Here is an 11,553-nt window from a genome sequence, read left to right as displayed (position 1 = left end):
GGGGGGGGGGGGCGGGGCCCCCCCCCCCCCCCCTCCCCCCCCCCCCCGGGGGGGCGCCCCCCCCCCCCACGCCCGGTCCGACGACAGCGCACCGCCGCGGCGCCGGCGCCCGGCGGTGAACTCCCCGACCGCGCGCCGGTAGCTGGCCAGCAGGGCGTCGGTGGTGTTCTCCCAGGAGAACCGGCCCGCGTGCGCCACCGCGGCCCGGCTCATCGCCCCGGCCCGCGGGCCGTTCCCGAGCAACAGCAGGTCACCGAGGGCCGCGGCCCAGTCGTCGATGTCGTGCCCGGCCACCAGGGTGCCGGTGACCCCGTCGTGCACCGCGACCGGCAGCCCGCCCACCGCGGCGGCCACCACCGGCGTGCCGCAGGCCTGGGCCTCGATGGCGACCAGCCCGAACGACTCCGAATAGCTGGGCACCGCAACGAGGTCGGCCGCCTGGAACAAGGTGGCCAGGTTTGCGCGGGACTGCGGCGGCAGGAACGTCACCCGCTCGCTGATGCCCAGGTCGTCGGCGAGTGAGACCAGGCCCTCCGGGCGGGCCAGCCCGCTGCCCGACGGGCCGCCGGCCACGACGATGCGCACCCCCGGCAGCTTGGCCGCCGCCCGCAACACGATGTCGGGCGCCTTCAGCGGCTGGATCCGGCCGACGAAGGCCACGAGCTGACCGTCGAGCGGGAGTCCCAACGCGCTGCGGGCGGCGCGGCGGTCACCCGGACGGAACACGTCGAGGTCCACCCCGGGGTGGACCACGTCGATGCGCGCCGGATCGGCATGGTGGTTCGAAACCAATTGTCTCGCTTCGTCTTCGGTGTTGACAATCAGCCGGTCGGCCTCGTCGACGACCTGCTGCTCCCCGACCGTGCGCAGCGGCGGCTCGGGCGCGTCCCCGTCGGCCAGGGCCGCGTTCTTCACCGCGGCCAGCGTGTGCGCGGTGTGCACCAGCGGCACCGCCCAGCGGTCGCGGGCCAGCCAGCCGACCTGCCCCGACAGCCAGTAATGCGAATGCACGATGTCGTAGTACCCGGGCTCGTGGGACGCCTCGGCCCGCAGCACCCCGGCCGCGAACGCGCACAGCTGGGTGGGCAGGTCGTATTTGTCCAGACCCTCGAACGGCCCGGCGACCACGTTGCGCACCAGCACACCCGGCGCCACCCGCACGACCGGCGGGTCGGCCGAGGCGGTGGCGCGGGTGAAGATCTCCACCTCGATGCCCCGGCGCGCCAGGTGCAGCGCGCTCTGCAGCACGTAGACGTTCATGCCGCCGGCGTCGCCGGTGCCCGGCTGGGCCAGCGGCGAAGTGTGCACCGCCAGCAGCGCCACCCGGCGCGGGATCACCGCAAAACGGCCCGCCTTGTCGCCGGATGGCCGGGAGACGTCGTCGTGCCGCACTCTTTCATCTTTACAGGACGGGTTCATCTTTACAGGACGGGTCCGCGGGCGGCCCAAGCGCGCTGGTCGCACCGGCTCGTCACGCGGACGGCCCGGGCCGGGTCACCGCTGCCCTCGCCCGGCGCATGCCGCCCACCGGGTCGGCGTACAGGCCGGCCAGCGACACCGTCCCCGCCCCGGCTTCCTGCACCCGGTCGCCGAAGGCGGTGACGCGGATCTCGCGCTCCGGCAGCGTCGAGCGGCCGGCGAAGGCCGCCCTGAGCTGGTCCATCGCCTCGGGGTATTCGGTGAAGGCCTGGCCACCGACCACGAGCTCGTCGGGATTGAGCAGGTCGCGCAGCAACGCCACCGCCTCACCGAGCACCCGCGCGCGCTCCGCCAGCAGCTCGGCGGCCTGCCGGTTGCCGGCCCGGGCCGCGCGCAGCAGGTCCGTGATGGCGCCGGGGGACCCGTTGGCGGGGTCCGGGGGCATGATCCGCAGCCGCCGCGCGGCGGCCAGCACCGCCTCGTCGCTGACGGTGGACTCCAGCTGCCCGGTGCCGCCGAGCAGTTCGGAGTGCGCGGGCAGCGGCGCGATGGTGCCGGGGCCGCTGGCCGGGCAGTGCACGCGGCCGCCGATCACCAGCGCATAACCCACGGTCTCGCGCGCGTAGACGTACAGGCTGGTCGGCGAGCTGAGCGCGAACCGCCGCAGGCCGAGCAGCAGCTCGGCGCCGGCCATGGCGTCGACGTGCGAGGCCACCGATACCGGCAGGCCCAGCGCGTCGGCCAGCACCGGCCCGACGGGGGCCTGGCGCCAGCCCAGCCGCGGGTGGTCGACGTGGCCCGTCGCGCCGTTGACGGTGCCCCCGATGGCCACCCCCACCCACAGCGGGCGGCGCCGGTGCCAGCGCCGCAGATACCGGGCGGCGTGGTCGGCCAGCGAGGCCAGCGCCGTCCCGGCGGGATGCAGCGGCGTCGGCGTCTCGACCGTGTCCAGGGTGCGGCCGAACAGGTCGGTCGCCATGATGCTGGTGGTCCGCGCCCCGATGTGCATGCCCAGCGTCATGAACGGTTCGTGGTTGACCTCCACGGGCACCCGCGGACGCCCGATGGCCCCGGCGACGGCCAGGTCGGCGCGCTCCCGCAGCAGTCCCGCATCCAGCAGCGCGGTGACCTGCCGGTTGACCGTCGCGATGCTCAGCGAGGTGATGTCGGCGATGAGGTCACGCGCGGCGGGGCCGCGCAACCGCACGGCACGAAAGACGGATGCGGCCGCGGAGTCCGCGAGGTGCAGGGCCGGCGGAACGATCCGGTGGTGTGGCCGCGCGTGGGTCTCGCGGCCGGCCCCGTGCCGGCCTGAGGTGAGGGTGGTATGTCGCACGAGCGTCCTTTGTCCGATTTACGATGGCCGGTCGTTGGCCACGCCTGAAAAGTCAGGAGCGGCAAAGTGCGCGGCGACAACACGAGCGACCCGCGAAACGACACGCGGTGCTCGTGCTGGACAGGGCGCTGGGGTGCACATCGGGAATTTAGCACGTTCACTAGAGTGGCTCCGATGACGACAGCGGGCGGGGACCGACGGGTCGCGGTAGTCACCGGCGCCAGTTCCGGGATCGGGGAGGCGACGGCCAGAACCCTTGCCGCGCAAGGGTTCCACGTGATCGCGGTGGCCCGCCGGGCGGACCGGGTCGCGACCCTGGCCGCCGAGGTCGGCGGGACCGCGATTGTGGCGGACGTCACAGACGACGCGGCGGTCGACGCGCTGGCCGATGCGGTCGATCGCGTCGACGTGCTGGTCAACAACGCCGGCGGCGCGCGGGGGCTGGAGTCCGTCGCCGACGCCGACCTCGAGCACTGGCGGTGGATGTGGGAGACCAACGTGCTGGGCACGCTGCGGGTCACCCGCGCGCTGCTGCCCAAGCTGGTCGACTCGGGCGACGGACTGGTCGTCACCGTCACCTCGATCGCGGCGTTCGAGGTCTACGACGGGGGCGCCGGCTACACCGCGGCCAAGCATGCCCAGGGCGCGCTGCACCGCACGCTGCGCGGCGAGTTGCTGGGAAAACCGGTGCGGCTCACCGAGATAGCTCCGGGGGCGGTCGAAACCGAGTTCTCCCGGGTCCGCTTCGACGGCGACGACCAGCGCGCGGCCGCGGTCTATACGGGCATCACGCCGCTGGTGGCCGCCGACGTCGCCGAGGTGATCGGTTTCGTGGCCTCCCGGCCGGCCCACGTCGACCTGGACCTGGTCGTGATCCGGCCGCGCGACCAGGCGTCGGCCGGCAGGTTCAACCGCCGACGCTAGGGGACGTCGGGGCCGGCGAGGTACTCGTGTTCGTCGACGTGGTCGGTGTCCCGGACAGCGTGGGGGCGTCCGACGGGGTGACGGGCGCGGTGACAGGGATCTGGCTCGCCGGCGGGTGGGCCGTCGGAGGCGGCAACGCCGACATCGCCATCCAGGTGTTCCAATCCACGGCCCAGTCCCAGATGTCGCCGTCGGAGTAGGACAGCTCGATCGGGCTGCCGGTCACCTCGACCGGGTCGCCGTAGATCGCGCTGCGGAAGTACTCCTCGGCGTCGGCCGTCGACAGATTGATGCAGCCGTTGGTGACGTTGCTGTTGCCCTGCGCGCCCGCGCTGGACGGGTTCGCGTGGATGAACTCGCCGTTGTTGGAGATCCGCACCGCCCAGCGTTCGTGGGCGTTGGTGTAGCCGGCGGCCGGGTTGGACATGTAGAAGTCGGAGTACTTCTCGGTGACCACGTGGATGCCGTTGCGGGTCACGTTGCGGGCCTTGTCGCCCTCGCCGTAGCTGCACGGAAAGTCCATGATGACGCCGGCGTCGGTGATGACCTGGATACGGTGCGACGTGACCTCGGCCTTGACCACCTGGCGCCGGCCGATCTGAATCTTCAGCGACATGTCCTGCGCCCCGTAGGCGCCGTCGCCGAACGGCACGCCGTAGAACTTCGCGTCGACGACGACCGAGGTGCCCGCCGGGTAGTACTCGCGGGGGCGCCAGTGCACGCGGGAGCCCTTCGCCTCGTCGGGCAGCCAGGCCCAGCCGCCCTCGACCGGCGGGTCGGTGGTGACGGCGATGGCCTTCTCGACGGCGGCCTTGTCGCTGATCGGCGCGTCGAACTGGATGATGACCGGCGCCGCGACGCCGACGGTCTGGCCGTCGGCCAGCTGAAATGCCCCGTCGATCGCCTTGGTGGGCGTCACGGTGCTGAACTTGGCCGCGACGGGAACCGCCTTGCCGTCGTGGCCGACCACCGAACCGCTCCAGGTATAGGTCGCGTCGTAGCCCAGCGGCTCGGTGATCGTGTAAGCGGTGCGGTCGTCGTTGAACACCCCGGCGACCACCTTGCCCGCCGACGTCGTCAGGGCCAGCTTCTGGAACCAGCCCTCGCCGACCTGGGCGCTGATCGAGGCGGTCGGAACCACGTTGGCGGCGGCGTCGGCCGGCTGGAACTTCAGCTGCGGCGCCGGCGGTTCGTTCTTCTGGACGTGCCTTGTCACGGTGCCGCCGCAGGCGGCCAGGACGCCCGGGGCGACGGCACCGAGCCCGAGAGCCGCCAGGGCCAGGCGCCGGTTGATCGGCGGCGGGGCGCTGGATCTGCTCACGCCCACCAAAGATACCGGGAGACAACGACCGGCCCGGTCCACGACAACTCGCGAACCGCGCGCCCCCGCCGGAAACCAACAGCTAAAGCGTGCAGCCGAACAGCACCGGCTCCGGCCGCAATGTGACGCCAAACACGTCGCGTACCCCGTCGCGCACCGTGCGGGCCAGTCCGATCACGTCCGCGGCCCTCGCCCCGCCACGGTTGGTCAGGGCCAGCGCATGCTTAGTGGACAGCCGGCAGCGCGCCGCGGCGTCGTCCGGGAACCCTTTCGCGAAGCCGGCCCGCTCCACCAGCCAGCCCGCGGCCAGCTTGATCCCGTCCGGGGCCGGGTAGTGCGGGATCGGCCCCTCGCGGGCCAGCCGCTCGTAGACGCCCGGCGCGACCACCGGGTTGGTGAAGAACGACCCCACGCTCCACGTGTCGCGGTCCGCCGCGTCGAGCACCATGCCCTTACGGGCGCGCAACTCCAGCACCGCGGCGCGCACCGAGCCCGGGTCGGCGCGCTCGCCGCCGGACACGTCCAGCGCGGCGGTCAGCTCGCCGTGGCGCAGCGGCGCGCTGCGTCCCGACGGGTCCAGCGCGAATTCCACTTCCAGCACCACCGCGGGCGCTCCGCGCCCCGCCCGGCCGGCCCGCTTGAACACGCTGGTGCGGTAGCCGAAGCCCAGGTCACCGGCCGGAATCCAGCGGACCGCGCCGCTGCCGCGATCGAGCACCCGGACGCGGGTGAGGGTGTCGGCCACCTCCGCGCCGTAGGCCCCGACGTTCTGCACCGGGGTCGCCCCCGCCGATCCCGGGATGCCGGACAGGCATTCCAGCCCGCCCAGTCCGTGCTCGACGGCGGTGACGACGACGTCGTCCCACACCGCGCCGGCCTGCGCGCGTATCAGGTTGCCCTCGACCGTGATGGCGGCGCCGGCCAGCCGCACCGCGGTCAGGTCGGTCAGAGTGTCGTCGATCACGAGGTTGGAGCCGCCGGCAAAGATCAGGAACGGGCCGGCATCGGGGCCGGTGCTGCCGCCGCCGACCTCGGCGTCGAGTTGCCGCACGACCGCGACCACCTGCTCGGTGCTGGTGCAGGTGATGAGGCGCCGCGCCACCGGGCCGACGCGCAACGTGGTCAGCGGCGCCAGCGGCACCGCCTCGGCGACCTGCGCGCCGGCGTAGCGGGAACCGGCACCGCTCCTCGTCATGGGCCGTAACGGTAGCCTGACCAGCTATGCCGCGTTCATTCGACTTGTCCGCCGACTTTCCGGGCGGCGTCGAAGACATCCACCGCGCCTTCCAGGAGGAGGAGTACTGGCGGGCCCGGCTGGCCGACATTCCCGTCGACGAGGCCAAGCTCGAGTCGATCCGGCTCGGCGGCCGGTCCGGTGACGGGGCCACCATCGAGGTGGTCACCCTGCAGGTGGTGCGCAGTCACAACCTGCCGGCCATGGTCACGCAGCTGCACCGGGGCGATTTGCGCATCAGGCGCGAGGAGACCTGGGGCCCGGTCACCGACGGGGCCGCGACGGCATCGATCGCGGGGCAGATCGTGGACGCCCCGGTGAACGTGTGGGGCACCGCCGAGTTGTCGCCGGCCGCCCCGTCCGGCGGCGCCCGGCTGGACTTCCGCATCACCGTGCAGGTGCGGGCGCCCATCATCGGCGGCAAGGTGGAGAAGATCATCGGCACCCGGCTGGCCGAGCTGGTGGCGGCCGAACAGCGCTTCACCGCCGAGTGGATCGCCGGCACCAGCTGACTCCGGTCGCGCCGCCCGGCCGTGACCGCCGCCTAAGCTGGCGCCCATGCGAATCGCCCTGGCGCAGATCCTCAGCGGCACCGAGCCGGCGGCGAACCTGGAGTTGGTCGGCGAGTACACCGGCCGGGCCGCCGACGCGGGCGCGAAGCTGGTGGTGTTCCCGGAGGCGACCATGTGCCGGTTCGGCGTCCCGCTGGCGCCCGTCGCCGAGCCGATCGACGGCCCCTGGGCAACCGGCGTGCGGCGGATCGCGGCCGACTTCGGTGTCACCGTGGTCGCGGGCATGTTCACCCCGTCCGGCGACGGGCGGGTGACTAACACGCTGATCGCGGCCGGGCCCGGGTCCCCCAACCAGCCCACGGATCAGCTCTGGGCGCACTACGACAAGATCCACCTCTACGACGCTTTCGGGTTCACCGAGTCGCGGACCGTCGCGCCCGGGCACGAGCCGGTGGTGATCACCGTCGACGGTGTCCGGGTGGGCTTGAGCGTTTGCTACGACGTCCGGTTTCCCGAGCTCTACACCGAGCTGGCCCGGCGCGGCGCCCGGCTGATCGTCGTCTGCGCGTCCTGGGGGGCGGGCCCCGGCAAACTCGAGCAATGGACGCTGCTGGCCCGGGCCCGCGCGCTGGACTCGATGAGCTACGTCGCGGCGGCCGGCCAGGCCGACCCCGGGCACGCCCTGGGGGCCGCGGGCGCGCCGACCGGCGTGGGCGGCAGCCTGGTCGCCTCGCCGCTGGGTGAGGTGGTCGCGTCGGCCGGGCCGCACCCGCAACTGCTGGTCGCCGACATCGACCTCGACCGGGTGACCCGGGCGCGGGACGCCATCGCGGTGCTGCGCAACCACTCCGCGTTTGCGCGCGCCGATAGGGCAGAATCGGTTGAGTGACGAACCCACAAGGACCACCGAACGAGGGCCGGCCGACGTGGTCCCGTCCCGGCGACCAGGGTCCCTTCGGTCAACCACCCACCGAGCGGCCCACCGAGCGGATGCCCGCCGGCGACCCGTCCCAGGGTCCGCCGGCTCCGGCCCCCGGTCAGCAGCCCGGCCGGACCGATCAGCTGGGCGCGCCGCATGCACCCCGGCAGCGTCCCCCCTACACCCCGCCGCCGAACCCGCCCACGGCGCCGCCGGAACGGGTGGGCGGAGCCAACGAAGACCCCGCGGGGAGAAAGCGGAAACGACGCTTCCTGCGTGACCCGCTGTCCATCCTTCTGGTCTGCATCATCGTGTTCGCGCTGCTGCTCGGGGGGCTGGTGGGTGCCGAACTCTACGCCCGCCACGTGGCCGACACCAAGGTCGCCGAGGCGGTGGCCTGCGAGGTCAGGGACAAGGCCACCGCGTCGTTCGGGGTGACGCCGCTGATGCTGTGGCAGTTGGCCACCAAGCACTTCACCAACATCTCGGTGTCGACGGCCGGCAACCAGATCCGCGACGCCAAGGGCATGAAGATCGCCATCGACATCAAAGACGTCCAACTCAAGTCGTCCGCCAACTCCAAGGGCACCATCGGATCGCTGGACGCCACCATCACCTGGACGGCCGAAGGCATCAAGCAGACGGTGCAGAACTCCATCCCGGTCCTGGGTCCGTTCGTCACCAACAGTGTGACCACCCACCCCAAGGACGGAACGATCGAGATGAAAGGCATGCTCGACAACATCACCGCCAAGCCGATCGTGCAGGGCAAGGGGCTGCAGCTGCAGATCCAGACGTTCAATGCGCTCGGCTTCACGATGCCGAAGGAATCCGTGCAGTCGACGCTGGACAACTTCACCACCAAGCTGACCCAGAACTATCCGTTGGGGATTCACGCCGACAACGTGCAGGTCACCGACACCGGCGTGGTGAGCAAGTTCTCCACCCAGAACGCGACGATCCCCAACGGTAGCGGCGGCGGCCAGGATCCCTGCTTCGCCAACCTCTGAGTCTCGGCGGGACGTCGGTGTCCGGGCGGGCTCTTCGGCTCAACCCAGCCCGTCGAGCACCGCCCGGGTGCCGGACAGGCCGAGCCGGGTGGCGCCGGCATCGAGCAGCGCCAGCGCGTCGGCGGCGGTGCGGATCCCGCCGCTGGCCTTGACCCCCAGCCGGCCGCCGACGGCCTGCGCCATCAGCGCGACCGCGCGCACCGACGCCCCGCCCGCGGGGTGAAACCCGGTCGAGGTCTTGACGAAGTCGGCACCGGCCGCCTCGGCGGCGCGACAGGCGTCCACCAGCGCGCGTTCCCCGGACCGGCCCAACAGCACCGCCGACTCGACGATCACCTTGAGCACGGCCCCGGGCACGGCGCGGCGCACCGCCTCGATGTCGCGGCGCACCGCGTCGACGTCGCCGCTCAGCGCCGCACCGACATCGATGACCATGTCGATCTCGCCGGCACCGTCGGCCACGGCCCGACCCGCCTCGAGCGCCTTGACCGCCGCCACGTGCTTGCCGGACGGGAAGCCGGCCACCGCCGCGATCCGCACACCGCGACCGGCGGCCCGCACCGCGACCGGCACCATCGACGGCGACACGCACACCGCGCACACGCCCAGCTCGACACCCTCGGCGACCAGACTCGTCACGTCGGCGTCGGTGGCCTCGGGTTTGAGCAGGGTGTGGTCCACCAGCGCCGCCAGCTGCGCCCGGGTGGGTCGGCCCGCCACTAGGAGCCGTCGTCCGCGCCGCCGGGATTACATCCCGCCGCGACCATGTCGGCGTCGTCGACCACGGGCCGCCACGGCTCCAGGTTCCAGCTGACCTTGCCGGGCAGCGCCGACTCGGCGTACTGCCAGTGACAGACGAACTGCGCCCGCATGCCGGGGGTGCCGGCGTTCGGCGACAGCGCGAGCACCTCGGACCAGGCCTCGTCGGCCTCGTCGGCCGTCCCGGGCCGCAGGGAGGTCACCCGCCCGGCCGGTGTCGGGAAGACCCGCAACCGTGGCATGCCGGACCACCGGGTCCACTGCGTGTGATCGACGTAGGGCGGCGACAGCAGCGGGGAGCCGTCCGCGCCGCGACCGGGGTCGGCCCCGGTCGCGGGTAAGGGACCCAGCAGCGCGACGAGCGCCGCGGTCAGCGCAGCCGGCAGGGCTCTCATCCCGCTAGCGAGACTTGCCCTGGACTTCGAGGAGCTTGGGCCGGACGTCGACCAGGTAAACACCGGCCGCGCAGGCCGCGATCGCCATCCCGAGCACCTGGAGAACGGGATACAGGACAGACGTTGCCGCCACAGCCCCGCCGAGGATGACCAACCAGACCGGCTTGGTCAGCTTGTCGGCCGCTGTGTAAGCGTCTGACCGCTGCAACGCCGCATGCACAAAAGCGTAGACCGCCGTCACCACTACGGCGACAAGCAGCACCAGCATGATGGTATTGACGACGTTCATCACCCCTCAAGGGTATGCGGGCGCCGCCCCGATCGTCGACTTCGGGTGGTCCGGGTCGCCCGACGGGCGAGCCGGACCCCGGCTCACTTCTGGGTGACCTTCTTGGCGGGCGCCTTTTTGGCGGGCGCCTTCTTGGCGGGCGCCTTCTTGGCGGGCGCCTTCTTGGCGACGGCCTTGGCCGAATCCTCGGCCTTCTTGGGCAGCTCGATGCCGACCAGCTTGGCCGCCCGCTCCCCGACCGCGCGGGTCTGCGACGCCACCGTGCCCAGCGCTTCCTGGGTCAGTTCGACGGCCTGGTCCACGTAGCCCTCGGCGCGCGCCGAGGCGTCCTCGAAGGGCCGCTGGCTGCGCAGCCGCTGCAGCGCGGCCTCACCGCGCTCGACGAGCTCGTTGTACCGACCGGTCGCCGCCTCCATGTAGCCCTCGGCGGCCTTGCGCAGCTCGTCGGCGGTGAACCGCTCGCGCAGCTCGGTCAGCTGCTCGGGCAGGTCCTCCTGCAGCTTGGCCAGGCGGGCACGGCGCTCCTCGACGCGGCTGCGGGTGTCGGTGCGCGTCTCCTCGGCGCGGTCGCGCATGTTGGCGATCAGGTCGTTGACGGTCGCCAGCGCCAAGTCGGCCGCGCCCAGCGCCGCCAGCAACGGGGCCCGTAGGTCGTCGATGTTCGCGTTTTCTGCCATGATTCTTCCTTTCCTGGTTTTTTTCGTTGTCTGCGGTTATTCCCTGGTCTGTCGAAAAGTCAGGGGCACCGTCGGTTGCCGCCGCGGCGGTCGTCAAGAGCCGCACTGCGACATGATGTGCATGTGCCGGAAGACCTCCCGATGGTTCTGCATAGCCCGGGGACCGGTTATCTATGCGTCGCCGGGTCCCCGGCGGGCCCGTCGGCGCCCTCGTCGAGAGCGGCTTCGTTTTGGTGGGCGAACGAGGCGTAGATGTCGAGCAGGACCTGCTTCTGACGCTCGGTGATCGCCGTGTCGGTGACGATCGCGTCGCGGACCTGGCTCGCCTCGCCCGGCTCCAGGATTCCCGCCCGCACGTAGAGGACCTCCGCCGAAACCCGCAGCGCCTTTGCTATCTGGTTCAGGACGTCGGCGGACGGTTTGCGCAATCCGCGCTCCACCTGGCTGAGGTACGGGTTGCTGACGCCGGACCGTTCGGCCAGCTGCCGCACCGACACCTGAGCGAGCTCGCGCTGGCTCCGGATGAAGCTACCGATGTCGGAGGCCATGTCGGAGGCCGCCGTGGACACCTTGGCGGTGAGCTTCTCCTCCGCTGGCATTGCGCACTCCTGGGTCGTCGGGCGGGGTGGACGACACCAGCGTACGGAACAGTGCTTGCATTTGCAAGCACTCGGCAAGCATCACGGGAAGTGCCCGCGAAACGCCCTCGGTGCATCACGTAAGAATGCCCGCGAAACGGTGATCCTCGACAGGCATGG

12 protein-coding genes and 1 pseudogene are annotated in these 11,553 nt (G+C 72.1%); 4 read left to right on the top strand and 9 right to left on the bottom strand.

All coding sequences use genetic code 11. The features are described 5' to 3' along the window. Positions 1-1,400, bottom strand: a pseudogene (mshA, locus tag FPZ47_RS23990) (D-inositol-3-phosphate glycosyltransferase); the annotation flags it as partial. A 71-nt stretch (positions 1,401-1,471) separates the two neighbouring features. Beyond that, positions 1,472-2,683 (bottom strand): ROK family transcriptional regulator, encoded by a 1,212-nt coding sequence (locus FPZ47_RS23985; protein WP_246133550.1) that lies wholly within the window; start codon positions 2,681-2,683, stop codon positions 1,472-1,474. 246 nt (positions 2,684-2,929) lie between these two features. On the opposite strand from FPZ47_RS23985, the gene FPZ47_RS23980 reads away from it, so the two are divergent. Next, positions 2,930-3,679: an SDR family NAD(P)-dependent oxidoreductase gene (locus FPZ47_RS23980; protein ID WP_144955537.1), complete on the top strand. Its 750-nt coding sequence runs from the start codon at positions 2,930-2,932 to the stop codon at positions 3,677-3,679. Here FPZ47_RS23980 and FPZ47_RS23975 read toward each other — a convergent pair. Both FPZ47_RS23975 and FPZ47_RS23970 read right to left on the bottom strand, forming a co-directional pair. Further along, positions 3,663-5,042, bottom strand: coding sequence for a L,D-transpeptidase (locus tag FPZ47_RS23975; protein ID WP_210419983.1), 1,380 nt, complete (start codon positions 5,040-5,042; stop codon positions 3,663-3,665). The two genes, FPZ47_RS23980 and FPZ47_RS23975, sit on opposite strands and share 17 nt — an antisense overlap. A 40-nt stretch (positions 5,043-5,082) precedes the next feature. Continuing rightward, positions 5,083-6,195 (bottom strand): UDP-N-acetylmuramate dehydrogenase, encoded by a 1,113-nt coding sequence (locus FPZ47_RS23970; protein ID WP_144955532.1) that lies wholly within the window; start codon positions 6,193-6,195, stop codon positions 5,083-5,085. Positions 6,196-6,221: 26 nt separating this feature from the next. Here FPZ47_RS23970 and FPZ47_RS23965 point away from each other — a divergent pair, with 26 nt between their 5' ends. From FPZ47_RS23965 to FPZ47_RS23955, 3 genes are read left to right on the top strand one after another with little or no spacing between them, the layout of a single operon-like run. Further along, complete coding sequence (locus FPZ47_RS23965) at positions 6,222-6,746, top strand: DUF2505 domain-containing protein (protein ID WP_144955529.1); 525 nt, start codon at positions 6,222-6,224, stop codon at positions 6,744-6,746. 46 nt (positions 6,747-6,792) lie between these two features. After that, positions 6,793-7,635: a carbon-nitrogen hydrolase family protein gene (locus tag FPZ47_RS23960; RefSeq protein WP_144955526.1), complete on the top strand. Its 843-nt coding sequence runs from the start codon at positions 6,793-6,795 to the stop codon at positions 7,633-7,635. Continuing rightward, on the top strand, positions 7,632-8,675 hold the full coding sequence (locus FPZ47_RS23955; protein ID WP_144955523.1) for an LmeA family phospholipid-binding protein: 1,044 nt from the start codon (positions 7,632-7,634) through the stop codon (positions 8,673-8,675). The genes FPZ47_RS23960 and FPZ47_RS23955 overlap by 4 nt, the downstream gene beginning before the upstream one ends. Positions 8,676-8,714: 39 nt before the next feature. Here the strand turns inward: FPZ47_RS23955 and deoC are convergent, their stop codons facing one another. The 5 genes from deoC to FPZ47_RS23930 all read right to left on the bottom strand — a co-directional run bounded on the left by deoC (position 8,715) and on the right by FPZ47_RS23930 (position 11,394). Then, complete coding sequence (deoC, locus tag FPZ47_RS23950; protein WP_144955518.1) at positions 8,715-9,395, bottom strand: deoxyribose-phosphate aldolase; 681 nt, start codon at positions 9,393-9,395, stop codon at positions 8,715-8,717. After that, on the bottom strand, positions 9,395-9,829 hold the full coding sequence (locus FPZ47_RS23945) for a DUF2599 domain-containing protein (RefSeq protein WP_144955515.1): 435 nt from the start codon (positions 9,827-9,829) through the stop codon (positions 9,395-9,397). The genes deoC and FPZ47_RS23945 overlap by 1 nt, the downstream gene beginning before the upstream one ends. A 4-nt stretch (positions 9,830-9,833) precedes the next feature. Further along, positions 9,834-10,118, bottom strand: coding sequence for a DUF2516 family protein (locus tag FPZ47_RS23940; RefSeq protein WP_144955556.1), 285 nt, complete (start codon positions 10,116-10,118; stop codon positions 9,834-9,836). Between the two features lie 83 nt (positions 10,119-10,201). Further along, entirely contained in the window at positions 10,202-10,795 is a 594-nt protein-coding gene (hbhA, locus tag FPZ47_RS23935; protein ID WP_144955512.1) for a heparin-binding hemagglutinin HbhA, read from the bottom strand. 167 nt (positions 10,796-10,962) lie between these two features. Further along, positions 10,963-11,394, bottom strand: coding sequence for a helix-turn-helix domain-containing protein (locus FPZ47_RS23930; protein ID WP_144955508.1), 432 nt, complete (start codon positions 11,392-11,394; stop codon positions 10,963-10,965). Positions 11,395-11,553: the final 159 nt, after the last annotated feature.

The organism is Mycobacterium helveticum, from assembly GCF_007714205.1.
Classification (GTDB): Bacteria; Actinomycetota; Actinomycetes; order Mycobacteriales; family Mycobacteriaceae; genus Mycobacterium; species Mycobacterium helveticum.
The sequence above is the reverse complement of the archived record's forward strand: the minus strand, read 5'-3'. Positions and strand labels throughout refer to the sequence as shown.

Coding starts and splice junctions, on each gene's coding strand:
- FPZ47_RS23980 (WP_144955537.1), top strand. CDS start 2,930: ATGACGACAGCGGGCGGGGACCGACGGGTCGCGGTAGTCACCGGCGCC.
- FPZ47_RS23930 (WP_144955508.1), bottom strand. CDS start 11,394: ATGCCAGCGGAGGAGAAGCTCACCGCCAAGGTGTCCACGGCGGCCTCC.
- FPZ47_RS23965 (WP_144955529.1), top strand. CDS start 6,222: ATGCCGCGTTCATTCGACTTGTCCGCCGACTTTCCGGGCGGCGTCGAA.
- FPZ47_RS23970 (WP_144955532.1), bottom strand. CDS start 6,195: ATGACGAGGAGCGGTGCCGGTTCCCGCTACGCCGGCGCGCAGGTCGCC.
- FPZ47_RS23940 (WP_144955556.1), bottom strand. CDS start 10,118: ATGAACGTCGTCAATACCATCATGCTGGTGCTGCTTGTCGCCGTAGTG.
- hbhA (WP_144955512.1), bottom strand. CDS start 10,795: ATGGCAGAAAACGCGAACATCGACGACCTACGGGCCCCGTTGCTGGCG.
- FPZ47_RS23960 (WP_144955526.1), top strand. CDS start 6,793: ATGCGAATCGCCCTGGCGCAGATCCTCAGCGGCACCGAGCCGGCGGCG.
- FPZ47_RS23945 (WP_144955515.1), bottom strand. CDS start 9,829: ATGAGAGCCCTGCCGGCTGCGCTGACCGCGGCGCTCGTCGCGCTGCTG.